At 69.1% G+C, this 22,767-nt stretch carries 19 protein-coding genes; 8 read left to right on the top strand and 11 right to left on the bottom strand.

What is annotated here, in order from left to right:
* Positions 1–68 precede the first annotated feature (68 nt).
* Positions 69–998, bottom strand: a complete 930-nt coding sequence (locus tag AC1RVY_RS07230; RefSeq protein ID WP_492245529.1) for a LysR substrate-binding domain-containing protein — start codon at positions 996–998, stop codon at positions 69–71.
* A 125-nt stretch (positions 999–1,123) separates the two neighbouring features.
* On the opposite strand from AC1RVY_RS07230, the gene AC1RVY_RS07225 reads away from it, so the two are divergent.
* Positions 1,124–2,218, top strand: a complete 1,095-nt coding sequence (locus tag AC1RVY_RS07225; protein ID WP_218293850.1) for a tartrate dehydrogenase — start codon at positions 1,124–1,126, stop codon at positions 2,216–2,218.
* Positions 2,219–2,294: 76 nt separating this feature from the next.
* On the opposite strand, the gene AC1RVY_RS07220 is transcribed toward AC1RVY_RS07225, so the two are convergent.
* The 4 genes from AC1RVY_RS07220 to AC1RVY_RS07205 are packed head-to-tail and all read right to left on the bottom strand — an operon-like array spanning position 2,295 to position 4,491.
* Positions 2,295–2,549 carry a hypothetical protein gene (locus tag AC1RVY_RS07220; protein WP_369641878.1) on the bottom strand — a complete coding sequence of 85 codons (255 nt, stop codon included), beginning with the start codon at positions 2,547–2,549 and terminating at the stop codon, positions 2,295–2,297.
* Positions 2,546–2,962 carry a VOC family protein gene (locus AC1RVY_RS07215; protein WP_218293848.1) on the bottom strand — a complete coding sequence of 139 codons (417 nt, stop codon included), beginning with the start codon at positions 2,960–2,962 and terminating at the stop codon, positions 2,546–2,548. The genes AC1RVY_RS07220 and AC1RVY_RS07215 overlap by 4 nt, the downstream gene beginning before the upstream one ends.
* A complete protein-coding gene (locus AC1RVY_RS07210; protein WP_218341909.1) occupies positions 2,962–3,513 on the bottom strand; it encodes a helix-turn-helix transcriptional regulator in 552 nt (183 codons plus the stop codon). The genes AC1RVY_RS07215 and AC1RVY_RS07210 overlap by 1 nt, the downstream gene beginning before the upstream one ends.
* 18 nt (positions 3,514–3,531) lie before the next feature.
* Positions 3,532–4,491 (bottom strand): LysR substrate-binding domain-containing protein, encoded by a 960-nt coding sequence (locus AC1RVY_RS07205; protein WP_369641877.1) that lies wholly within the window; start codon positions 4,489–4,491, stop codon positions 3,532–3,534.
* A gap of 131 nt (positions 4,492–4,622) precedes the next feature.
* Here AC1RVY_RS07205 and AC1RVY_RS07200 point away from each other — a divergent pair, with 131 nt between their 5' ends.
* The 4 genes from AC1RVY_RS07200 to AC1RVY_RS07185 all read left to right on the top strand — a co-directional run bounded on the left by AC1RVY_RS07200 (position 4,623) and on the right by AC1RVY_RS07185 (position 9,618).
* A complete protein-coding gene (locus AC1RVY_RS07200; RefSeq protein WP_218341911.1) occupies positions 4,623–5,618 on the top strand; it encodes a Bug family tripartite tricarboxylate transporter substrate binding protein in 996 nt (331 codons plus the stop codon).
* 42 nt (positions 5,619–5,660) lie between these two features.
* On the top strand, positions 5,661–7,208 hold the full coding sequence (locus AC1RVY_RS07195; protein WP_492805993.1) for a UxaA family hydrolase: 1,548 nt from the start codon (positions 5,661–5,663) through the stop codon (positions 7,206–7,208).
* A 71-nt stretch (positions 7,209–7,279) separates the two neighbouring features.
* Positions 7,280–8,749 carry an NAD-dependent succinate-semialdehyde dehydrogenase gene (locus AC1RVY_RS07190; protein WP_492805992.1) on the top strand — a complete coding sequence of 490 codons (1,470 nt, stop codon included), beginning with the start codon at positions 7,280–7,282 and terminating at the stop codon, positions 8,747–8,749.
* Between the two features lie 59 nt (positions 8,750–8,808).
* Positions 8,809–9,618 carry an aldolase/citrate lyase family protein gene (locus tag AC1RVY_RS07185; protein WP_492805990.1) on the top strand — a complete coding sequence of 270 codons (810 nt, stop codon included), beginning with the start codon at positions 8,809–8,811 and terminating at the stop codon, positions 9,616–9,618.
* 18 nt (positions 9,619–9,636) lie between these two features.
* Here AC1RVY_RS07185 and AC1RVY_RS07180 read toward each other — a convergent pair whose 3' ends face one another.
* Together AC1RVY_RS07180 and pmbA are read right to left on the bottom strand one after the other, a co-directional pair.
* The gene (locus tag AC1RVY_RS07180; protein WP_492805988.1) at positions 9,637–10,659 is read right to left on the bottom strand and encodes a saccharopine dehydrogenase NADP-binding domain-containing protein; all 1,023 of its coding nucleotides are present in this window, start codon (positions 10,657–10,659) and stop codon (positions 9,637–9,639) included.
* A gap of 227 nt (positions 10,660–10,886) precedes the next feature.
* Positions 10,887–12,332, bottom strand: coding sequence for a metalloprotease PmbA (gene pmbA / locus AC1RVY_RS07175; RefSeq protein WP_492805986.1), 1,446 nt, complete (start codon positions 12,330–12,332; stop codon positions 10,887–10,889).
* Positions 12,333–12,396: 64 nt separating this feature from the next.
* On the opposite strand from pmbA, the gene yjgA reads away from it, so the two are divergent.
* Together yjgA and mog are read left to right on the top strand one after the other, a co-directional pair.
* Positions 12,397–13,059, top strand: a complete 663-nt coding sequence (yjgA, locus tag AC1RVY_RS07170) for a ribosome biogenesis factor YjgA (protein WP_492805984.1) — start codon at positions 12,397–12,399, stop codon at positions 13,057–13,059.
* Positions 13,052–13,654 (top strand): molybdopterin adenylyltransferase, encoded by a 603-nt coding sequence (mog, locus tag AC1RVY_RS07165; protein WP_218293839.1) that lies wholly within the window; start codon positions 13,052–13,054, stop codon positions 13,652–13,654. The genes yjgA and mog overlap by 8 nt, the downstream gene beginning before the upstream one ends.
* Positions 13,655–13,760: 106 nt before the next feature.
* Here mog and cysE read toward each other — a convergent pair whose 3' ends face one another.
* The gene (gene cysE / locus AC1RVY_RS07160) at positions 13,761–14,540 is read right to left on the bottom strand and encodes a serine O-acetyltransferase (protein ID WP_369641871.1); all 780 of its coding nucleotides are present in this window, start codon (positions 14,538–14,540) and stop codon (positions 13,761–13,763) included.
* A 36-nt stretch (positions 14,541–14,576) separates the two neighbouring features.
* Complete coding sequence (locus AC1RVY_RS07155) at positions 14,577–15,389, bottom strand: RNA methyltransferase (protein WP_492805982.1); 813 nt, start codon at positions 15,387–15,389, stop codon at positions 14,577–14,579.
* 208 nt (positions 15,390–15,597) lie between these two features.
* Here AC1RVY_RS07155 and AC1RVY_RS07150 point away from each other — a divergent pair, with 208 nt between their 5' ends.
* Entirely contained in the window at positions 15,598–16,554 is a 957-nt protein-coding gene (locus AC1RVY_RS07150) for an inositol monophosphatase family protein (RefSeq protein WP_492245522.1), read from the top strand.
* 36 nt (positions 16,555–16,590) lie between these two features.
* On the opposite strand, the gene AC1RVY_RS07145 is transcribed toward AC1RVY_RS07150, so the two are convergent.
* On the bottom strand, positions 16,591–17,721 hold the full coding sequence (locus AC1RVY_RS07145; protein ID WP_218293835.1) for a response regulator: 1,131 nt from the start codon (positions 17,719–17,721) through the stop codon (positions 16,591–16,593).
* A gap of 24 nt (positions 17,722–17,745) precedes the next feature.
* A complete protein-coding gene (locus tag AC1RVY_RS07140; protein ID WP_492805979.1) occupies positions 17,746–22,602 on the bottom strand; it encodes a PAS domain S-box protein in 4,857 nt (1,618 codons plus the stop codon).
* Between the last annotated feature and the right edge of the window lie 165 nt (positions 22,603–22,767).

Genomic DNA, 22,767 nt, shown 5'->3' with positions numbered 1-22,767 from the left:
GGGCCGCCCTGGGGCGGCACTGGCAGCGGCGCCCGCGCCGCGCCGGCCCATGGCATCCCCGGCCGGCCTCAGGCAGTCCCGGGCATGCCCTGCAGGCGCCCCGCTTCCTGGCGGAAGTACACCTCCAGGAACTCCACGCACACCCGCACCTTGGCCGAGCGGTCCAGCCGCGTGGGGTACACGGCCCACACGTTGGCCTCCTGCCGCCAGTCGGGCAGCACCTGCACCAGCCTTCCCGCACGCAGGTGCGCCCCCACGTCCCACAGCGAACGCAGCACGATGCCGCGCCCGTCCACCGCCCACTGCACCGCCATCTCGCCGTTGTTGGCCGACAGCGGGCCGCGCACCTTCACCGTCTCGTCCACCGCGCCGCTGCGCAGCCGCCACACGCCGAACGGGTGGTCGCGCTCCTTGATCACCAGGCAGTCGTGGCTGGACAGCTCCGCCAGCGCGCGCGGCGTGCCGTGGCTCGCCAGGTAGGCGGGCGCCGCGCACAGCACGCGGTGGTTGTCCGCCAGACGGCGGGCGATCAGGTGCGGAGCGATCTCGTCGCCCACGCGCACGTCCAGGTCGAACCCTTCGCCGGCCACGTCCACCAGCCGGTCGAACACTTCCAGCCGCACCTGCAGGCCGGGGTGCTGCTCCACCAGCCGCGACAGCGCGGGCGCCACGATCTGGCGGCCAAAGCCAAAGCTGCTGCTCACCCGCAGCTGACCACGCGGCTCGCGCCGGGTGATGGCCACCTCCTGCAGCAACTGATCCATGTCGTCCAGGATGCGCTGCGCCCAGTGGAAGACACGCTCGCCCTCCTCCGTCACGGCCACGCGCCGCGTGGTGCGGTGCAGGAGCTTCACGGCCAGCTCCTGCTCCAGCAGGCGGATGCGCTTGCTCACGTACGCGGGCGAGGTGCCCAGCTCCGCCGCCGCGTCGCCAAAACTCGATTTGCGCACCACCACGGTGAACACGCGCAGGTCGTCGGTGGCCGGATTTTTATGCACGATGTGTGAAGAATATGAGCACAGTTGCCGGATTGTATTTTTTGCCGCACTGCCAAACAATCCGTGCTGATTCCCCCTGCCTTTCTTTTCCCTTCTTTCTCTTCCCCAGGCACCAAGGACCCCGAATGAGCACCAACACCCCCTACAAGATCGCCGTCATCCCCGGCGACGGCATTGGCAAGGAAGTCATGCCCGAAGGCCTGCGCGCGGTGCAGGCCGCCGCCCAGCGCTTCGGCATCCCGCTGGAGACCACCACCATCGACTGGGCCAGCTGCGACTACTACGCCGCCCACGGAAAAATGATGCCCGACGACTGGAAAGCCCAGCTCTCGGGCATGGACGCCATCTTCTTCGGCGCCGTGGGCTGGCCCGCCACCGTGCCCGACCACGTCTCGCTGTGGGGGTCGCTGCTCAAGTTCCGCCGCGAATTCGACCAGTACATCAACCTGCGCCCCGTGCGCCTGTTCGAGGGCGTGCCCTGCCCGCTGGCGGGCAGGAAGCCCGGCGACATCGACTACTACGTGGTGCGCGAGAACACCGAGGGCGAGTACACCTCGCTCGGCGGCATCATGTACGAAGGCACCGACCGCGAGATCGTGATCCAGGAATCGGTCTACTCGCGCCATGGCGCCAACCGCCTGCTGAAGTTCGCGTTCGACCTGGCCCAGAGCCGCCCGCGCAAGCACGTGACCCTGGCCACCAAGAGCAACGGCATCGCCATCAGCATGCCCTGGTGGGACCAGCGCGCCGAGGAAGTCGCCAAGGACTACCCCGAGATCACGCTGGACAAGCAGCACATCGACATCCTCACCGCGCGCTTCGTGCTGCAGCCCGGGCGCTTCGACGTGGTGGCCGCCACCAACCTGTTCGGCGACATCCTCTCCGACCTGGGCCCCGCCACCACGGGCACCATCGGCCTGGCGCCCTCGGCCAACCTGAACCCCGAGCGCACGTTCCCCAGCCTGTTCGAGCCCGTGCACGGCTCGGCGCCGGACATCTACGGCAAGAACATCGCCAACCCCATCGCGATGATCTGGTCGGGCGCGCTGATGCTGGACTTCCTCACCCAGGGCCAGGGCGCGGGGCGGCAGGCGCACGATGCGATCGTGGCGGCCATCGAGGAGGTCCTGCGCAGCGGGCCGCGCACGCCGGACCTGGGCGGCTCGGCCGACACCACGCAGGTGGGCGCGGCCATCGCGGCGCTGGTTTCCAAGGGGTAGGCCCTCGCCCCGCGCCCCCGGGGCGCGTGCCCGCGCACGGCATTTGCGCCGGGCCGCGCGCAGTGCCGGCGTGGGTTCACACGGGCGGCGGAGCCGGCCGCGCCCCTGCAGAAGAAGACCACCACGCCCCGAACCGCTGGAGGCCGGGCTGCGCCAGCAGGTACAGCCCTGTCAGCAGCAGCAGGCCCAGAGGGGGCAGCGGCGCATAGGTCACCCAGGGCGGCGGGCTGCCCTCCCGCAGGGCCATCGCCGCGAAATTCGCGACGACGGCCAGCGTGAAGGCCATCGACGCCCAGCGGTGAAACCGCCGCACGCCCTGGCCCCGGCTCATTGCGGGCCTCCCGCGGCCTGGATCATCTTCCAGCCGTTGCCCGCCGGGTCGCGGAACCCCGCATCCACCTGGCCGAACCGGTCCACCGGCTCCTGGGTGAACTCCACGCCCTGGGCGCGCATGTGCGCGCATGCGGCGCGGCAGTCGCGCACATGCAGGACCAGCGGCGGCATCGCCCCCTTGGCCACCATGGCGCGCAGCGCCTGGGCCGTGGCCTCGTCGTGCATCGGCGGCCCCGGCGTGAACAGGCCGAGCTGAAACGCCGGCTGCTCGGGGTGCTGCACCGTCAGCCACCGGTAGGCACCATTGCGCACGTCCGTGTGGACGCGGAATCCGAGCTTGTCGACATAGAACGCCAGGGCTTCGTCCTGGTCGTTGACATACACACCCACCACACCGATACCTTGGCTCATCACATCTCCTTGGTTGAGGGCCGGTTTGTACCCTCCGCCAGGCGGCGGCGCTTCTCCGAAACTGCGGTGGCAAGGTCCGGGCGCTGCGCGGCCTTCAGAAAACAGGCGGGCACGCTGCCCAGCTGCTGCGCCTCGTGCCGGGCGTCGATGCGCAGGGTGCTCGGGCTTTTTCCGGTGACGTCCCGGAACGTGCGGCCGAAAGTGCCCAGGCTTTCCCAGCCGGTGGCATAGGCGATCTCGGTGATGGGAAGGTCCGTGTCCCGCAGCAGCGTGGTCGCCTGCTCGATGCGCCGGGTGAGCAAATAGCGGTGCGGCGGAATGCCGAAGGCCTGCCGGAACGAGCGCGCGAAATGGGCGTCGGAGACGCCGCTGACCCGGGCCAGCCGCTTCACCGGCCACGCTTCGTGCGAGGCGGCGTCCATGTGGTCCTTCGCCCGCAGCAGGCGGCGCAGCAGGGCCGGGTCCTGCTGCGCGCCGGTCCCGTCCGGCGTGGACGGCAGGCCGGCGGGGTCTTCGCGCGGGGGAATGAGATCCGGAGTCACGGGCGGCATGAGGACAGCATATCGCCTTCACCGCGGCCGCCGCGTTCCCTTTCCCTGGATGCCCGCAGCCACCTCCCGCAAGCATTCCACCAGCAATCCCGTGGTGGGTGTGGGCCTTTGCCCGCGCAGCGTGATCAGCCCCACGGGAGGCAGGTCCACCGGCACGGGCAGCGCAAGCACGGCCACCAGCCCCTGCGCGGCGTAATGCCGGCCCACCGTGCGCGCCATGAAGGCCACGGCGCCGCGCTGCTGGACGAAGCTGATCTGCGACAGGAAGGACGCCGATTCGATGATGTCCTGCGGCGGGTGCAGGCCGTGCGCGAAGAACTGCTGTTCCAGCTTCACCCGCAGCGACGCCCAGGGCGGGGGCAGCACGCACGGCTGCGCGGCCACCTCGGCCCACCCGACCTTGCGCTTGCGGGCCAGGGGGTGCGTGGGGTGCGCCACGGCCACCATGGGGTCGCCATACAGGGCCTCGGTCTCCAGGTCGGGCGAGGCATAGCCGGGCTCCAGGCGGCCCACGAACAGGTCCAGCTCGCCCAGGCGCAGCTTGGGCAGCAGGCGCGTGAGGTCCCCTTCGTCGATCAGCACCGTGGTGCGGCGGGACCGCGCCTTGAGCAGCTCCACCGCCTGCGCCAGCAGCACCGGCGTGGCCGCCACCATGGCCCCCACGCTGGTGCGGCCCACGGCACCACTGGCCTCGGCGGCGATTTCGTCGCGCGTGCGGTCATACCCCGCCAGCACCGAACGGGCGAAGCGCACCACGCTCGCGCCCGCGGCCGTGGGCTCGGTGCCGCGCGTGGAGCGCTCGAACAGCGGCAGGCCGAACATGCGCTCGATCTCGGCCAGCGTCTTGGAGACCGCCGGCTGCGTGACCGACAGGAACTCCGCCGCGCGGCCCAGGTGGCGGAACTGGTCGAGCGCCACGAGCATCTGCAGGTGGCGCAGCTTGAGGTTGGAGCGCAGTACGCGGTCGATCTTGGCCATCGTGGTCTTCTTTCTGGCGGGCTCGACACATTACTTCAAGGCAATGAAGCCAGTCCATATCTTCATTGGATTGTTATGCACCGGTTCTGAACAATGGCGGCTCCCGACCCCACAAACAACAGGAGACAGGCATGCACAACACCCCCCGCATCGCAAGGCGCCAGTTCGTGCTGGGCGCATTGAGCGCCAGCGCACTGACGGCCACCCCGTCCGGCAGCCTCTTCGCCCAGGCCTGGCCCGAGCGCCCCCTCACCTTCATCTGCCCCTGGCCTGCGGGCGGCACGGCCGACCAGTCGATGCGCGCGCTGTGCGCGGTGGCGGGCCGGGTGCTGGGCCAGAGCATCGCGGTGGAAAACAAGGTGGGCGCGTCCGGCATGATCGGCGCCAAGGCGCTGGCCTCGGCCAGGCCCGACGGCTACACCGTCGGCCAGATCCCGATCTCGGTCACGCGCTTCTCGCAGCTGGGCACGCTGCAGGCCGACCCGCGCAAGGACTTCACCTACCTCGCGCGCACCTCGGGCCAGACCTTCGGCATCGCCGTGCCCGCCAGCTCGCCATTCAAGACGCTCAAGGACTTCGTGCAGCACGCCAAGGCCCACCCCGGCAAGGTGACCTATGCCCACGCCGGCGTGGGCGGCGCCACGCATGTGGGCATGGAGGAGTTCGCGGGCGCCGCGGGCATCCAGCTCAACCACGTGCCCTACAAGGGCGGCGCCGAGGCGCTGCAGGGCGTGCTGGGCGGCCACGTGGACGCGCTCGCCGACTCCAGCTCGTGGGCGCCGCATGTGGAGGCCGGCAAGCTGCGCCTGTTGGCCACCTGGGGCGAGCAGCGCACGGCCCGCTTCAAGGAGGTCCCGACGCTGCGCGAATCCGGCTATGACGTGGTGGTGGACGCTCCCAACGGCATCGGCGCGCCCCGGGGCCTGGACCCCGCCATCGCCGCCCGGCTGCGTGAAGCCTTCAAGCAGGCCGTGGCCAGCCCCGAATTCAAGGCCGTGGCCGACAAGCTCGACGCGCCACTGCTGTACCTGGACGGCCCTGACTACGAAAAGTACGTGAACACGGTCTACGCCAAGGAGACCGTGCTCATCGAAAAACTCAAGCTGCGAGAGCTGATGCGCAGTTGAGCCCCGCAGCCACCAGAATCACCCCCCACCACAAGGCCCACGATGAACGCCCCCACGGCCCCCGGCCTGCTCGCCAGCCCGCTGCTGCACCTGCACCCCCACGACAACGTGCTCGTCGCCAAGACGGCGCTGGCGCTGGGGCAGGAAATTCCCGAACTGGGCGTGCGCACGCGCGCCCAGGTGCCCGCGGGCCACAAGATCGCCGCGCGCCGCATCGCCGAGGGCGAGCAGGTCAAGAAGTACGACACCGTGATCGGCGTCGCCACGCGCGACCTGGAGCCCGGCGACTACGTGCACAGCCACAACCTGCGGCTGGTGGACCACTACCGCGACCCGGCGTTTGGCGCCGACGTGCGGCCCGTGGCGTACGTGCCCGAGGGCGAGCGCGCCACCTTCCAGGGCTTCGTGCGCGCGGACGGCGGCGTGGGAACGCGCAACTTCATCGGCATCCTGTCGTCGGTGAACTGCTCGGCCACCGTGATCAAGAACATCGCCGCGCACTTCACGCCCGAGCGCCTGGCCGACTTTCCACACGTGGACGGCGTGGCCGCCTTCGCGCAGACCAGCGGCTGCGGCATGTCCTCGCCCAGCGAGCACTTCGACGTGCTGCGCCGCACGCTGGCGGGCTATGCGCGCCACCCCAACCTGGCGGGCGTGCTCATCGTGGGCCTGGGCTGCGAGCGCAACCAGGTCGCCTCCCTGGTGGAGTCGCAAGGGCTGCAGGAAGGCAAGCTCATGCGCACGCTGGTGATGCAGGACGTGGGCGGAACGCGCGCCACCATCGCGGCGGGCATCGCCGCCATCGAGGAGATGCTGCCCATCGCCAACCAGGCGCGGCGCAGCACCGTGAGCGCGAGCCACCTCAAGATCGGACTGGAATGCGGCGGCTCGGACGGTTTCTCGGGCATCACCGCCAACCCCGCGCTGGGCGCGGCCATGGACATCCTGGTGCGCCACGGCGGCACGGCCATCCTGTCGGAAACGCCCGAGATCCACGGCGTGGAGTTCATGCTCACGCGCCGCGCCATCAGCCCCGCCGTGGGCCAGAAGCTGCTGGACCGCCTGGCCTGGTGGGAACGCTACACCGCGGGCCAGAACGCCCAGTTCAACGGCGTGGTGGGCCATGGCAACCAGGCCGGCGGCCTGGCCAACATCTTCGAGAAGTCGCTGGGCTCGGCCATGAAGGGCGGCACCACGCCGCTGCGCGCGGTGTACGAATACGCCGAACCCATCACCGAGCATGGCTTCGTGTTCATGGACTCGCCCGGCTACGACCCCGTGGCCTCCACCGGCCAGATCGCCAGCGGCGCGCAGCTCATCTGCTTCACCACGGGGCGCGGCTCCATGTTCGGCAGCAAGCCCGCGCCCACCATCAAGCTGGCCAGCAACACGCCCATGTACCAGCGCCTCGAAGAGGACATGGACATCAACTGCGGCGTGATCGTGGACGGCGAATGCAGCGTGCCCGAGATGGGCCGGAAGATCTTCGAGCAGATCCTGCGCCACGCGAGCGGCGAGGCCACCAAGAGCGAGGCCCTGGGCCTGGGCGACCACGAGTTCGTGCCCTGGCACCTGGGCATCGTGTCTTGAGAATTTGCTCCCAAAAACATAGCTTCCTGCGCTTGCTGTACAAGCGCTTCCGGCCTATTTCATTGAAAACCATGCCCCTGACCCTCACCCGCCCCGCGCTGATCCGCAGCGCCAACTTCATCGGTGGCGAATGGACCGTGGCCACCGGCGCCCGGCTTGACGTGACCGACCCCGCCACCGGCGACACCATCGCTTGCGTGCCGGACTCCGGCGCTGGCGATGCGCTGGCGGCCCTGGACGCGGCCCACGCCGCATTTCCCGCCTGGCGCAAGGTGCCCGCCAAGCAGCGCGCCGCCATCATCAAGCACTGGAACGACCTCGTGCTGGCCCACCAGGACGACCTGGGCAAGCTCATCTCGCGCGAGCAGGGCAAGCCCCTGGCCGAGGGCAAGGGCGAAGTGGCCTACGCCGCCAGCTACATCGAATGGTTCGCCGAAGAGGCCACGCGCATGAACGGCGAGGTCATCCCCGCGCCGGTGCCGGGCCGGCGCATGTTCGCCCTGCGCGAGCCCGTGGGCGTGGTGGCCGCCATCACGCCGTGGAACTTCCCGGCCGCGATGATCGCGCGCAAGATCGCCCCGGCCCTGGCCGCCGGCTGCACCGTGGTCTGCAAGCCCGCCGAGGACACGCCGCTGACCTCCCTGGCCCTGGTGCTGCTCGCGCACGAGGCCGGCGTGCCGCCGGGGGTGCTCAACATCGTCACCGCCTCGCGCGAGAAGACGCCCGAGGTGGTGGACGTGTGGCTCGACGACAGCCGCGTGCGCAAGATCACCTTCACGGGCTCCACCCCCGTGGGCAAGCACCTGGCGCGGCGCAGCGCGGAGACGCTCAAGAAACTCTCGCTCGAACTCGGCGGCAACGCGCCCTTCATCGTGTTCGAGGACGCCGACGTCGGCGCCGCCGTGGACGGCTTCATGGCCGCCAAGTTCAGGAACGGCGGCCAGACCTGCGTGTGCCCCAACCGCGTGTTCGTGCAGCGCCGCGTGTTCGAGGCGTTCGCCCACCAGCTCGCGGCGCGCGTGGCGGCGCTGCAGGTCGGCCCGGCCAGCGACCCGGCCTCGCAGATCGGCCCCATGATCAACGGCCGCGCCGTGCAGAAGATCGAGCGCCACGTGAATGACGCGGTGGCCAAGGGGGCGAGGGTGCTCACGGGCGGCAGGCGCCTGGCCGAGCTGGGCGCCACCTACTACGCGCCCACCGTGCTCACCGGCGCCGACGCCACCATGGCCTGCGCCTGCGAAGAGACCTTCGGCCCCGTGGCGCCGCTGACCGTGTTCGACACCGAAGAGGAAGTGATCGCCGCCGCCAACGACACGCCCTTCGGGCTGGCCGCGTACTTCTACAGCCAGGACGTGCGCCGCATCTGGCGCGTGGCCGATGCGCTGGAGACGGGCATCGTGGGCGTCAACGAAGGGGCGCTGGCGGCGGAGGCCGCGCCGTTTGGCGGCGTGAAGGAGTCGGGCTACGGCCGCGAGGGCTCCACGCACGGCCTCGACGACTACCTGCACACCAAGTACGTCTGCCAGGGCGGGCTCGATTGACCCGCAGCTTTCGCGCGGCGCCGCATGCGGCGCCCAGCTCCCCTCCCACAAGGAATCCCATGCCCGCACACAACCCCTTCAAGGCCGCGCTCGCCGGCCGCCATCCGCAAATCGGCCTGTGGCTCGCCATGGCCGACCCGTACCTGGCGGAAGCCGCCGCCACCTGCGGCTACGACTGGCTCTTGATCGACGGCGAGCACGCGCCCAATGACGTGCGCAGCACCCTGGCCGCGCTGCAGTCGGTGGCCGCCCACGCGTCGCAGCCGGTGGTGCGCGTGGTGGAAGGCAGCACGGCCCTGGTCAAGCAGATGCTGGACATCGGCGCCACGACCCTGCTCGTGCCCATGGTGGACACCGCCGAACAGGCACGGGGCATCGTGGCGGCCATGCGCTACCCGCCGCTGGGCATCCGGGGCGTGGGCAGCGCCGTGGGCCGCGCGTCGCAGTGGAGCGCCCGCACCGACTACCTGAACATCGCGGACGACGAAGTGTGCCTGCTGGTGCAGGCCGAGACCACCACGGCGCTGGCCAACCTCGGCGCCATCTGCGCCGTGGACGGCGTGCATGGCGTGTTCATCGGCCCGGCCGACCTCGCCGCCTCCATGGGCCACCGGGGCAATCCCGGCCACCCCGAGGTGCAGGCGGCCATCGAAGGCGCCATGCGGACCATCATCGCCAGCGGCAAGGCCGCGGGCACCCTCACCTCCGACCCCACGCTGGCGCAGCGCTACCTCGACCTGGGCTGCACCTTCGTGGCCGTGGGCGTGGATGTGCTGATGTTCGCCAACGCGGCACGCAGGCTGCGGGCCCACTTCGGCGGCAGCGGGCCGAAGGCGCCGCCCGGCGGCGGCGCGGCGGCCGCCTATTGAGCCCGGCCTGTCTTCGCCTCAGCGCGGCAGCGCGTCGCCGAAGACCTCCAGGGCCCGGCCGTGCAGCGAGCGCAGCGTGTCCGCAGGGTCCACGGCCTGCCCCAGGGCCAGTGCCCCACTGCGCTGGAACGACGGTGCCATCAGGCGCTGCGCCGCCTCGATCACCAGGGGCGCCGTCACGGCATAGATGTCCTGCCCGCGCACGCCCGCCGTGCGGGCCTGCCCGTTCTGCACAAGCCGCACCGCCAGCTCGAAGCGCTGCGCCGACCGGCCGCTGCCGTCCACCGCCGTGGGCGGCGGCGTCGCCGCATCGCGGATGTCCGCGAGCGCCGAGCTGTTCAGGAACGAACGGATCGTGTCGGCCCGCAGATGGTGCGCGAGCGTGATCGTTTCGCTGAACGGCAGCTCCACCATCGGATACGTCCCGAGCGGCGGCGCGAAGGTCCAGTCCGGCACATCGGACGACGGGACCAGGGGCACCAGGGCACCGCCCTGGACCACTTGGCGCGGCGCCTTGTTGCGCTCGCCCGTCTCGCGGGTGCCCGCGGTGGGCCACCAGCGGTCCAGCCCCATGGCCACCGTGATCTCGTCAATGCGCCCCGCCGAGGCCAGCGCGCTGGCCAGCAGATCGGCCAGCCCTCCATAGAAGCCGGCGGCCGGCATCACCACCCGCCTGGCGGCCCGCGCTGGCGCATCCAGGTCGGCAAAGCTCGCCTGCGCGCTGGGCTGCTCCGCCGTGACGTCGATGTAGTGGCAGCCGGCCCGCAGCGCGGCCCGCGCCACCGGGGGCGCGGTGTCGAGGAAAGGACCCGCGCAGTTGATGACCACCGCGCAGCCCGCGAAGGCCTGCCCGAGCGCGCCGGGGTCGTCCAGGCCCGCCACGCGGCAGGCGATGCCGGAGGGAAACAACGCGCCAAGCCGGGCGGCACTGCGCCCCACCGCCACCACGGGCAGGCCGCGCAGCCGGGCCTCGCGAACGACAAACTGGCCGGTGTGGCCCGTGGCGCCATAGACGGCGATGGACTGGAGAGGGGAATGCATGGTGACCTTTCAAGAAATAGATACAGACCTGTATGTTCTTAATACTACATACAGGTCTGTATCATGTCAACATGCAATGATGCCGGCATGTGTCCCGTCGATGGACGCGCACGGCCGCGCGGCCCGGTGCGGCCCGGTGTTCAGGGGCCGAATGCAAAAAGGCCCTCGCCATGGCGAGGGCCCTTGTTTGCCGGAAGTTGCCCTGAACGGGCCCGTCCGCCGTCCGCTCAGCTGCCTGCGACCTTCATGCGGTTCACGAGGATGGAGCCCACGGTCTTGGCGCCATAGTTGTAGGCATCGGCGCCCACGGCCTCGATGCCCTTGAGCATGTCCTTGAGGTTGCCCGCGATGGTGATCTCGTGCACGGGGTAGGCAATCTTGCCGTTCTCGACCCAGAAACCGCTCGCACCGCGCGAGTAGTCGCCCGTCACGTAGTTCACGCCCTGGCCCATGAGCTCGACCACGAAGAGGCCCGTGCCCAGCTTCTGCAGCATGGCGTCCAGGTTGTCGCTGGCCTGGGTGAGGCGCGATGTCATCACCAGGTTGTGCGAGCCGCCCGCGTTGCCCGTGGTCTTCATGCCCAGCTTGCGCGCCGAGTAGCTGGACAAGAAATAGCCCTGCACGCGCCCGCCCTGCACCACCTTGCGCGGCGCCACGCGCACGCCCTCCTCGTCGAACGGCGAGCTGCCCTTGCCGCGCAGGATGAAGGGATCTTCCAGAATGTCGATGTGCTTGGGAAACACCATCTTGCCCAGCGAGTCGAGCAGGAAGCTGCTCTTGCGGTACAGCGAGCCGCCGCTCACGGCCTGCACGAAGCCGCCCAGCAGGCCAGCGGCCAGGGTGGATTCGAACAGCACCGGGCATTGCGTGGTGGGGATCTTGCGTGACCCGAGACGGCTCAATGCGCGCTGCGCGGCGTACCGGCCCACGGCCTCGGGCGAGGCCAGTTCGGTGGCGTCGCGCATGGAGCTGTACCAGGCGTCGCGCTGCATCTCTGCGTTGCGGCCGGGCAGCGAGGCGATGGGCGCCACCGAGAAGCTGTGGCGCGAGCTGGCATAGCCGCCGCGAAAGCCGCGTGTGTGGGCGCTGAAGAAATGGCTTTGCTGCGCCGACACGCCCGCGCCTTCGCTGTTGGTGATGCGGCGGTGGGTCTTGAGCGCGGCGGCCTCGCAGGCCTTGGCGATTTCAGCGGCCTCTTCGCTCGTGAGGGCCCAGGGGTGGAACAGGTCCAGGTCACGGTGTGTGTCCGCGGGGGCGATGTCGTCGGCATCGGGCAAACCCGCCACGGGGTCTTCGGCCGTGAAGCGGGCGATGTCATACGCGGCCTGCACGGTCTGCTCGATCGCCCTGCTGGAGAAATCGGATGTGCTGGCGTTGCCGCGGCGGTTGCCGATGTAGACCGTCACACCCAGCGACTTGTCGCGGTTGCGCTCCACGTTCTCCAGCTCGCCCTTGCGCACGCTGACCGACAGGCCGCAGCCCTCGGACGCCTCGGCGCCCGCGTCGGTGGCGCCGAGCTTTTTGGCATGGGCCAGGGCGCGGTCGACCAGTTCCTCGAAGAAGGGGCGGCTGTAGCTGAAACCGCTGTCGGGGGTGGCGCGGGAAATGGCAGGGGCTTGCGCGGCGGGCGGGGCGCTTTGGAGGCGCGCGGCGCGGGTGGAGGGTTTATTCATAGCGGAAGCTATGATACTTGCCGCTGTGGCGCGCTCTGCGCCGCTTCTCTTTTTGCCCCCACCCATGTCACGCAAACCCAAAAAAGGCTACTTTGTGCGAGGCCAGTTCGTTGCCGAAGGCAGCGAAATGGACATTCAGCTCAAGGCCGAACTCAAAGGCACGCCCGATGCCAGCCGCACCGACCTCAAGCGCGAAAGCGACGAACTGCAGGAGCTGGGCAAGGAACTGCTGACGCTGCGCGCCGACCTGTTCGACGCCGTGGGCCTGCCCGACAAGCTGGTGGACGCACTGGCCGAGGCCAAGCGCATCACCAATTTCGAGGGCAAGCGCCGCCAGATGCAGTACGTGGGCAAGATCATGCGCAAGCTCGAACCCGAGCTGGTGCAGGCGGCCCGCCAGGCGCTGCAGGAGCAGCACAAGGGCTCGGCCACCGAAAAGATGCAGCTGCAGCTGGCCGAACACTGGCGCGACCGCCTGATCGCCGACGACGAGGCGCTGGCCCCCTGGATGGCCGAGCACCCAGGCACCGACACCCAGCAGCTGCGCGCGCTGATCCGCCAGGCGCGCAAGGATGCGCCCCCCGCCGACAAGGCCGCCGTGTCGCAAGGCCTGGCCCCACGCAAGGGCCGCGCCTACCGCGAACTGTTCCAGCTGGTGCGCGAGCACCTGGGCGGCACGGGCACGGACGATGCCAGCGGCATCGACGAGGACGACGGCGATGAGTGAGGCCCGACACGACCCGGTGAAGGTCGGCATCGTCTCCATCAGCGACCGCGCCAGCTCCGGGGTCTATGAAGACAAGGGCCTGCCCGCGCTGCAGGACTGGCTCGCGCGCGCCCTGCTCAACCCCATCGCCTTTGAATCGCGCCTGATCCCCGACGAGCAGGACGGCATCAGCGCCGCGCTGATCGAGCTGGTCAACGCAGGCTGTTGCCTGGTGCTGACCACCGGCGGCACCGGCCCCGCCCCGCGCGACGTGACGCCCGAGGCCACGCTGGCCGTGGCGCACAAGGAGATGCCGGGCTTTGGCGAGCAGATGCGCCAGATCAGCCTGAAGTTCGTGCCCACCGCCATCCTGTCGCGCCAGGTGGCCGTGGTGCGCGACCAGAGCCTCATCATCAACCTGCCCGGCCAGCCCAAGGCGATTGCCGAGACGCTGGAAGGCCTGAAGGACGCCGACGGCAAGCAGATCGTGCCCGGCATCTTTGCCGCCGTGCCGTACTGCGTGGACCTGATTGGCGGCCCGTATCTGGAAACGCGCGACGAAGTCTGCAAGGCGTTCCGGCCCAAGAACGCGGTGCGAGCGCCTCGCCCGGCCTGATTTCTCACGGTTCAAAGAAAAAATAGCTGCCAGCGCTTATTCAACAAGCGCTGGCAGCTATAATTTTTATAGCATTCTGATTCTTGAATGCAGCGCAGGCAAGCCGCTACTTGCCCACCAGCTCGTTGAGCTTGCCCGCCTCGAACTGCTCCTTGAGCGCCGCATCACACGGCACGCAGTCCTTGTTCTGCGGGTTGGCGGACAGTTTCTCGATGGCCTGCCACAGCAGCGCGATCTGGTGCTCCTGCGACGAGGCGTTGTCGATCAGCCCGCGCATGGCCTGCGAGAGGGGGTCGTCCTCCTGCGTGATGCCATAGGCCGTGAACTTGCGGGCCTGCTGGGGTTCGGTCACGTCGGCGCTTTCGCCCGCCTTGGACGGGATGATGCGCGCCGGGATGCCCACCGCCGTGGCGCCCGGGGGCACCGGCTTGATGACCACGGCGTTGCTGCCGATCTTGGCGCCGTCACCCACCTCGAAGCCGCCGAGCACCTTGGCCCCCGCGCTCACCACCACATCCTTGCCCAGCGTGGGATGGCGCTTGGCGCCCTTGTAGAGCGAGGTGCCGCCCAGCGTGACGCCCTGGTAGATGGTGCAGCCGTCGCCAATCTCGGCGGTCTCGCCCACCACCACGCCCATGGCGTGGTCGAAGAACACGCGCTCGCCGATCCTGGCGCCGGGGTGGATCTCGATGCCGGTGAACCAGCGCGCGAAGTGCGAGATGAAGCGCCCGAACCATTTCAGGCCGTGGTGCCAGCACCAGTGCGCCGGCCGGTGCAGCCAGATCGCGTGCAGGCCCGGATAACAGGTGATCACCTCCCACGTACTGCGCGCGGCAGGATCGCGGTCGAGGATGCACTGGATATCGGAGCGCAGGCGGGCGAGCATCGGTTCTTTTCGTTATGTGTTTATGGGCTGCACAGTCTATCGTTTTGACTGGCTCGCCTCGATCATGGCCTTGGCGACACCTCGCAGGATGTGGATTTCCTCGGGGCTGAGCTGCGCGCGGTTGAAAAGCTGGTTAAGGCGGGGCATGAGCTTCTTGGGCGCGGCGGGGTCCAGGAAGCCGATGGTGGTGAGCGCCTGCTCCCAATGGCCCAGCATGCCCGCCACCTGGGCGGCGTCGGCCAGGGCGCGGGCGGGCGTGGCGTCCTGCACCGGGAATCCGCCCAGCGCCATGCGCCATTCGTAGGCAATCACCTGAATGGCCGCGCCCAGATTGAGCGAGCCAAAGCCGGGATTGGTGGGGATGGAGAGCGCCACGTGGCAGCGGTAGACGTCTTCGTTGGTCATGCCAAAACGCTCGGAGCCAAACAGAAAGGCCACGCCTGCCTGGCGGCCCGCCACCGATGCGGTGGGTGCCGATTCCTCAATGTTGTGGGTGTTTTTGGCCTCCAGCGCCTTTCCGTCAAGCGCTGATAGCTCATTTTTTAATAGCAAATCGAAATGCGCACGGGGTGCTGCCGTGGGCGGCCCGAAGTCGCGCGGGGTCATGGCCGTGGCGCACAGGTGGCTCATGCCGTCCAGGGCCTCGTCCAGCGTGGCGACGATGCGGGCGTTCTCCAGCACGTCCAGGGCGCCGCTGGCGCGCTGTATGGTCTCCTCGCGCCGCAGCACGTTGGCCCAGCGCGGGGCCACCAGCACCAGGTCGTCAAAACCCATGGTTTTCATGGCGCGGGCGGCGGCGCCCACATTGCCGGCGTGGCTGGTGTTGATCAGGACAAAACGGGTCTTCATGGCAGCGGAAAAGGAGGGTGTGCGGGGCACGAACAGGACAGGCGAAGCGTGGAAGCGGTGCGGACAAAGGCCCGCGGGTTAGGCAAAAAATGGCACTGCGGGTAAAATTCCGCCCTCATTGTCGCCGCCCGCATCGCCGGGACGGATCGCACCGCTCCTGATTCGCAGGTTGCCCCTTCGGCGGGCGCCCTGCCCACCACCACAATCTATGTCGTCCAATCTGCACCCCATGCTCAACGTGGCCATCAAGGCCGCACGCGCCGCCGGCGCCATCATCAACCGCGCGGCCCTGGACGTGGAATCGGTGCGGATCTCGCAAAAGCAGATCAACGACTTCGTGACCGAAGTGGACCATGCGTCCGAGAAGATCATCATCGAGACGCTGCTCACGGCCTACCCCGGTCACGGCATCCTGGCCGAAGAGTCGGGCAGCGAATACGGCGCCAAGGATTCGGAATTCGTCTGGATCATCGACCCGCTGGACGGCACCACCAACTTCATCCACGGCTTTCCTGTGTACTGCGTCAGCATCGCGCTGGCCGTGCGCGGCAAGGTCGAGCAGGCGGTCATCTACGACCCCTCGCGCAACGACCTGTTCACGGCCACCAAGGGCCGCGGCGCCTACCTGAACGAGCGCCGCATCCGCGTCTCCAAGCGCACCCAGCTCAAGGACTGCCTGATCTCCACGGGCTTCCCCTTCCGCCCGGGCGACAACTTCAAGAGCTACCTGAACATGATGGCCGACGTGATGCAGCGCACCGCCGGCCTGCGCCGCCCCGGCGCCGCCGCCCTGGACCTGGCCTACGTGGCCGCGGGCTTCACGGATGGCTTCTTCGAGACCGGCCTGTCGATCTGGGACGTGGCCGCCGGCTCGCTGCTGGTGACCGAGGCCGGCGGCCTGGTGGGCAACTTCACGGGCGAAGCCGACTTCCTGGAGCAACGCGAATGCCTGGCCGGCAACCCCCGCATCTACGGCCAGCTGGTGCCCATCCTGGGCAAGTACAGCAAGTTTGCGAGCGCGGGCGACAAGGCGGCCGTGCGCCAGGCGGCTGCGGCAGACGCACCCGTCAGCGCTGAAGCCGAGGCTGCAGCCGATGTGGAGTCCGACACCACGGGTGCCGCCCCACAGGCCGACGCCCCCAAGAGCGAAGACGCGCCGTTCTGATGTATGCCTGAGCACCGTCCCCTATCGGGACTGTGCTCAGTTCGGGTCGGGGTATTTCTGGGCAATGCTGCGGAAATCTTCCGCAATGTCCACGAACGCATCCACCATGTCAGGGTCGAAATGCGTGCCCTTGCCCCGCACGATGGTGTTGCACGCCTGGTCGTGCGAGAACGCGGGCTTGTAGACCCGTTTGCTGATGAGCGCGTCGTACACGTCGGCCACGGCCATGAGGCGCGCCGACACCGGAATGGCATCCCCCGCCAGCCCCTGCGGGTAGCCCGAGCCATCCCACTTTTCCTGGTGGCAGTAGGCGATCTCCTTGGACACGCTCAGAAAAGCCACCCGCATGCCCAGGCGCCGCTCGGCCTCCTCAATCGCGTTGCGGCCCAGCGTGGTGTGAGTCTTCATGATCTCGAACTCTTCCACGGTGAGCTTGCCCGGCTTCAGGAGGATGCTGTCGGGGATGCCGATCTTGCCGATGTCGTGCAGCGGCGCCGACTTGTAGAGCAGCTCGATCATCCGGTCGTTGAGCACCGGCTCGAACCGCGGGTGGTGGCGCAGCCGCTCGGCCAGCGTCTTCACGTACAGCTGGGTGCGGCGGATGTGGTTGCCGGTTTCGTTGTCGCGCGTCTCGGCCAGCGAGGTCATGGCCATGATGGTCACGTCCTGGATGGCCTGCACCTCCAGCGTGCGCATGGCGACCTCGCGCTCCAGGTAGGAGCTCTTGTCGCGCAGGAAATCCGCGGTGGCCTTGAGCGCCAGATGGGTGTTCACCCGTGCCAGCAGGATGGGCGGACTGATGGGTTTGGTGATGTAGTCCACCGCGCCCAGCGCCAGGCCCATGCGTTCGTCATCGGGGTCGGAGCGCGCGGTGAGGAAGATCACCGGGATGTCGCGCGTGGCGGACGCGGCCTTCAGGCGCCGGCAGACCTCGTAGCCGTCCATCTCGGGCATCATGATGTCCAGCAGGATCAGGTCGGGCGGCGTGCCCGACTGCGCGATCTTCAGAGCCTTTTCCCCATGGTTGGCCACTTTCACCAGGAAATGCTCTCGCAGCAGGCTGCCCATCAGGGTGAGGTTGTCGGGCGTGTCATCCACCACCAGCACCGTGGCGATCGGTTTTTCAACGAGAACGGCCTGCGGGGAGGCAAAGGGCGCGTTGTCCATGGAATTTCCTGCGTGTTGTGCCGCTCAGGGGGTGTGGGCGGCAGGGTGTTCGGAGCCTGGCGCATCGGCCATGGCCCCCAGGGCCTGCTCGAAATCAAAATTCAGGGTGTGCATCTCGACCACCGTGAAGGCGCTCCCCAGCACGGGCTTCAGCACAGGGGCATTGTGTTGGAAAAACTCCGGCGCTGCAGGATCGTCCTGCTCCAGCAGGCCGCGCAGGTGCTGCAGGGCACCTGCGCCGTCCAGCCCCTCGTGGCCCGCACCCGCGCCAGCCACGCTGTCCGGCGCCGCCGGCCGGTGCCGCTGCATCCACGCCTGCAGGCCGTCCAGGAGGGGCTGCAGCGCAGAGTCCACGGCCCCCAGAAGGGCCGCGGCGGTACCCGCCTCCTGCCCGCTGCGCAGGGCGTGCTCCAGCGCCTGGGCATGGGAGGACACCTCCTCGGCCCCGATGTTGGCCGCCACGGAACGCAGCGTGTGCGCCAGGCGCTCGGCGAGCACCGTGTCGCCGCCGGCGCTGGCCTGCTCCATGTCGGCAAGCACCCGTGACTGTCCCTGCACGAACCGGCGCAGCATCTCGGCGTACAGGGCCGGCTTGCCCAGCGCGCGCTGCAGGCCCAGGGCCGTGTCCAGCCCCGCCACCGTGGGCAAGGACAGGCCGGGCGCCGCCTCGCCATCCGGCGGAGCCGTGGCGGGCAGGCCCGGCGCGGGCGGCTTGCCCAGGCCTGGCCGGGGCCGGATCCAGCGGCCCAAGGCGCTCCACAGCGCCGCGGGCTCGATGGGCTTGGCCACATGGTCGTTCATGCCCGCGGCAAAGCAGCGCTGGCGGTCGGCCTCCATCGCGTTGGCCGTCATGGCCACGATGGGCAGCTGGGCATACCGCGGGTCGCTGCGCAGCCGCCGCGTGGCGGTTTCTCCGTCCATGACGGGCATCTGCATGTCCATCAGCACCACGTCATAGGGCTTGCGCTCGATGCGCTCGATCGCAATCTGGCCGTTTTCGGCCACATCGACGGAAAAACCGGCTTCCCGCAACAGCTCGACCGCCACCATCTGGTTGAGTTCGTTGTCTTCCACCAGCAGCACGGACGCGCCCCGGATCGCGAGCGGCAGCTCGTCCGCCGCAGGCGCCGGGGTGACCACGCGGCGCGGGCTGTAGGTGGAGTGTTCCAGCGGCTGCATCAGCGTGTCGAACAGCAGCGACGCGTTGACGGGCTTGATCAGCACCGTGTCGATGCCCTGCGCGCGCGCGGCGCGCATCACATCCTCTCGCCCGTAGGCCGTGACCATGAGCATCTTGGGCACCTGCGCCATCCCGAGCCCCCGGATGTGGCCCGCCAGCTGGATGCCATCCATGCCCGGCATGTGCCAGTCGAGCAGCAGCAGGCCGAAAGGCTGGTGCCGCGCCATGGATTCGCGCAGCCTGTCGAGCGCTTCCAGCCCGGAATAGGCCTGTTCCACCTCGAAGCCCATGGCGTGCAGCATGTCGGAGAGCACCGTGGCCGCCGTGTGGTTGTCGTCCACCACCAGCACCCTGCGCCCCCGCAGGTCCGGCGGCGGCAGCAGCATCCGCGCGGGTGCCCCGCGCTCGAGCGGCACGGCGACCCAGAAGGTGGAGCCTTGGCCATGGATGCTCTGCACGCCGACCTCGCCGCCCATCAGTTCCGCCAGGCTCTTGCAGATGGCCAGCCCCAGCCCCGTGCCGCCGTAGCGGCGCGTGGTGGACGTGTCCGCCTGCTGGAAGCTCTGGAACAGCCGCCCCATCTGGTCCACGGTGAGCCCGATGCCCGTGTCGCGCACCTCGAAGCGCAGCAGCACGCGGTTGCCCGCCTCCTCCACCAGCCGCGCGGCAATGCTGATCTCGCCGGTGTCGGTGAACTTGATGGCGTTGTTGGCGAAGTTGATGAGGATCTGCCCCAACCGCAGCGAGTCCCCCACCAGGTTCGGGGGCACGTCGGCCCCCACGTCGCAGACCAGCTCCAGCCCCTTGGCACCGGCCTTGTAGCCCACCACGTCGGACACGCTCTCCAGCATGCGGTCGAGCACGAAGGGCTGCTTCTCGACCGTGAGCTTGCCCGCCTCGATCTTGGAAAAATCGAGGATGTCGTTGATCACGCCCAGCAGGTGCTGGCCCGCCTGCTGGATCTTGCTCACGTAGTCGTGCTGGCGCGTCGAAAGGCCCGACTTGAGCGCCAGGTGCGACATGCCGATGATCGCGTTCATGGGCGTGCGGATCTCGTGGCTCATGTTGGCCAGAAAGTTCGACTTGAGCGCGGTGGACTCCTCGGCCAGCTCCTTGGCGCGGCGCAGGTCCTGCTCGGCGCGCTGCCGGTCGGTGATGTCCACAAACGTGCCGATGGCGCCCCCGGGCGAGCCGTCGGGCCGCGAGAACCCGTGCAGCCAGAACAGGGTGTGGTGGACCATTCCGTCGGCATACGGCAGGTCCACCTCCTTGTGCACCGACTGGACCCCGTTCAGGGCTTCCTCGGCATCCGCGTCGAAGCGCTCCCGCTCGGCCTCGGGCAGGAAGGCCAGGTCCAGCACCGTCTTGCCGATCAGCGCCTCGCGCTGCACGCCAAAGGCCTGCTCGTAGGCGCGGTTGAAGCCGATGTAGCGGCCATCCGCTCCCTTGTAGAACAGGGGCACGGGAATGGCGTCGATCAGCGCCTGCTGAAAGTCCAGCTGCTCGGCCACGCGGGCCTCGAGCAGCTTCTGGTCGTGGACGTCCACGTTGACGCCCACCACGCGCACCGCCTTGCCCCTGCCGTCGCGAAAGATGCGGGCGGCCGACAGGAACCAGCGCTCCTCGCCTTGCGGCCGCACGATGCGCCACGAATCACGCAGATGCATCTCGCCCCCCGCCAGCGCACCGGCAAACGCGGCGGCGGCCCGGTCGCGGTCCTCGGGGTGCAGGCGCTCCATCCAGTCCTGCTGCGTACGCTCCCCGGTGCCGGGCGGCAGCCCGAACATGGCCAGGAGCTTTTCGCTCCACAACACCTGGCCGGTGGCCAGGTCGATGTCGAACACACCGATCTTGCCGGCCTCCTGCGCCAGTTCCAGCCGCTCCTTGGCCTGCTGCATCGCGATCTCGGCGCGCCGCTGTTCGCTGACGTCCTCGATCACCCAGATGGATGCGGTCCTGCAGCCGTCCATCTGCAGGCTTCGGCCCGCCAGCCGTGCCTCGAACCGGCTGCCGTCCAGGCGGCACAGGGACGTGGTCTCGCGCACGGCCTCGCCAGCCGCCAGGTCCCCCCCCACGCGCGCGTTGAACCGGTCCGAACCGGCCGCGCCGCCGAACAGCGCCGACACGCCCTGCCCCAGCAACTGGGACGCGGTGCCCCCCATCAGCTCCATGAACGCCGGGTTGAACTGGCGGACCTGCCCATCGCACAGCAAGACGATGGGAGGCGCGTTGTCGAAGATCGCGGTCTGCTGCTCCAGCAGCTCATTGAGCAGGCGCTCGCGCCGCTCCAGCTCCTGCTGGGCCTGGATGCGCTCGGACACATCGGCGTGCAGGCCGACGATGGCGATGCGCTTGCCGCGTTCATCGAACACCGGAGACAGCGTGGCCTCGTCGTGGTAGATGGTTCCGTCCTTGCGGCGATTCACGAACTGGCCCCGCCAGGAACGGCCCGACAGCAACGTGGACCACATGTCCTGGTAGGTGCGTGCGGGGGTCTGGCCGCTGGCGACCATCGATGGCTTCTTGCCCCGGACCTCTTCCAGCGTGTACCCGGTGTTGCGCTCGTACTGCGGGTTGACCCAGTCGATGCGGCCATCCCCGTCCGTGATCACCACCGAGGCGGGGCTGCTTTCGAGCGCGGCCCCCAGCACGCTGAAACGCTCGAGCGCGGCGGCCATCCGCGCGCGGCTGCGCAGCAGATCCAGCAGCAGCAGGCCCAGCAGGCACAGCAGCACGAACGCCCCGCCCCCCACCTGCAGGCGCTCGGTGGCGGGCATGAGCGCGCTCACATCGTCCAGCATCGCCAGCTGCCACTGGCCGCCCGGGTCGCCCCAGTCAACGCGGCGGCGCTCCACCGCATAGGTCATTCCGTCGAGGACGACCTCGCCCGCATCCGGCGCAAAAGGCAGGGCGGACGCCAGGCCCTTGTCGAAATGATTGCCGAACTGGCGCGAGGCGCGGATCGCGTCAATGCGCGCCTGGGTGAGCGGCGGCGCCACGGCGAACAGCCATTCGGGCCGTGTGGACGCAAACACGACACCGTGAGGAGACAGCAGCACGGTCGGCATTTCGGTGCGCCGCAGCACTTCGTCGAACGACTCGAAGCCCACCTTGAACATCACCACGCCGATGATGATGCTCGACGGCGTGTCGCTCTCGTACAGCGGCGCGGCGTAGTACAGGCCCCGCTCCTGCGAATTGCTGCCGATCGCGGCATACACGCTGATGGCGCCCTTGATGGCCTGCTGGAAATAGGGCCGGAACGCAAGGTTCAGGCCGGTGGAACGGGTGCCCGGCGTCTCGTGCGCCACCACGGTGCCGTCGCCGGACATCACGTAGACCCCGCTCACCAGGAACCGGCCACGCGCCACCCCCAGGCGCGCCAGGGCCTCGGGATCGTCCGGCGGCAACTCGCCCCGCGCCATCGCCTTGAGCAGCGGCTCGCTCAGGCCCAGCAGCGACACCGCCCCCAGCATGCCACCGCCGGTGATGCGGTTTTGCAGCACGTCGACGGTCTGCTGCAGCAGCTTCGCGCGCTCGGCGGCGCGTTCCGCGCCCTGCCAGTGCATCGCGGCCAGCACCACCAGCCACGCACCCGCCAGCGCCGCCACCACCACCAGCACGAAGCCCCGCGCGCCCGGGGCATTGCGGTCCAGCACCTTGTCCAGGAACACTCCCACGCCTGCGCCAACCCGCGTCACGCCCCACCCCCGGCCGTGCCTGGACCGTGCCCCGGGCGGGGCCTACCGTGCGGGATACAGCAAGGCATCGATATCTCCCACCGGTCCGGGCCGCCCGAAAAGAAACCCCTGGAACCCCTCGCAGCCATGCAGCCGCAGGAACGACAGCTGCCCCGTCGTCTCCAC

The organism is Acidovorax sp. GW821-FHT11A03 (assembly GCF_058809075.1).
The sequence above is the reverse complement of the archived record's forward strand: the minus strand, read 5'-3'. Positions and strand labels throughout refer to the sequence as shown.

Excerpts from the sequence above, each read along its gene's own strand:
- AC1RVY_RS07225 (WP_218293850.1), top strand. The coding sequence starts at position 1,124 with ATGAGCACCAACACCCCCTACAAGATCGCCGTCATCCCCGGCGACGGC.
- AC1RVY_RS07220 (WP_369641878.1), bottom strand. The coding sequence starts at position 2,549 with ATGAGCCGGGGCCAGGGCGTGCGGCGGTTTCACCGCTGGGCGTCGATG.
- AC1RVY_RS07215 (WP_218293848.1), bottom strand. The coding sequence starts at position 2,962 with ATGAGCCAAGGTATCGGTGTGGTGGGTGTGTATGTCAACGACCAGGAC.
- AC1RVY_RS07210 (WP_218341909.1), bottom strand. The coding sequence starts at position 3,513 with ATGCCGCCCGTGACTCCGGATCTCATTCCCCCGCGCGAAGACCCCGCC.
- AC1RVY_RS07205 (WP_369641877.1), bottom strand. The coding sequence starts at position 4,491 with ATGGCCAAGATCGACCGCGTACTGCGCTCCAACCTCAAGCTGCGCCAC.
- AC1RVY_RS07200 (WP_218341911.1), top strand. The coding sequence starts at position 4,623 with ATGCACAACACCCCCCGCATCGCAAGGCGCCAGTTCGTGCTGGGCGCA.
- AC1RVY_RS07195 (WP_492805993.1), top strand. The coding sequence starts at position 5,661 with ATGAACGCCCCCACGGCCCCCGGCCTGCTCGCCAGCCCGCTGCTGCAC.
- AC1RVY_RS07190 (WP_492805992.1), top strand. The coding sequence starts at position 7,280 with ATGCCCCTGACCCTCACCCGCCCCGCGCTGATCCGCAGCGCCAACTTC.
- AC1RVY_RS07185 (WP_492805990.1), top strand. The coding sequence starts at position 8,809 with ATGCCCGCACACAACCCCTTCAAGGCCGCGCTCGCCGGCCGCCATCCG.
- AC1RVY_RS07180 (WP_492805988.1), bottom strand. The coding sequence starts at position 10,659 with ATGCATTCCCCTCTCCAGTCCATCGCCGTCTATGGCGCCACGGGCCAC.
- pmbA (WP_492805986.1), bottom strand. The coding sequence starts at position 12,332 with ATGAATAAACCCTCCACCCGCGCCGCGCGCCTCCAAAGCGCCCCGCCC.
- yjgA (WP_492805984.1), top strand. The coding sequence starts at position 12,397 with ATGTCACGCAAACCCAAAAAAGGCTACTTTGTGCGAGGCCAGTTCGTT.
- mog (WP_218293839.1), top strand. The coding sequence starts at position 13,052 with ATGAGTGAGGCCCGACACGACCCGGTGAAGGTCGGCATCGTCTCCATC.
- cysE (WP_369641871.1), bottom strand. The coding sequence starts at position 14,540 with ATGCTCGCCCGCCTGCGCTCCGATATCCAGTGCATCCTCGACCGCGAT.
- AC1RVY_RS07155 (WP_492805982.1), bottom strand. The coding sequence starts at position 15,389 with ATGAAGACCCGTTTTGTCCTGATCAACACCAGCCACGCCGGCAATGTG.
- AC1RVY_RS07150 (WP_492245522.1), top strand. The coding sequence starts at position 15,598 with ATGTCGTCCAATCTGCACCCCATGCTCAACGTGGCCATCAAGGCCGCA.
- AC1RVY_RS07145 (WP_218293835.1), bottom strand. The coding sequence starts at position 17,721 with ATGGACAACGCGCCCTTTGCCTCCCCGCAGGCCGTTCTCGTTGAAAAA.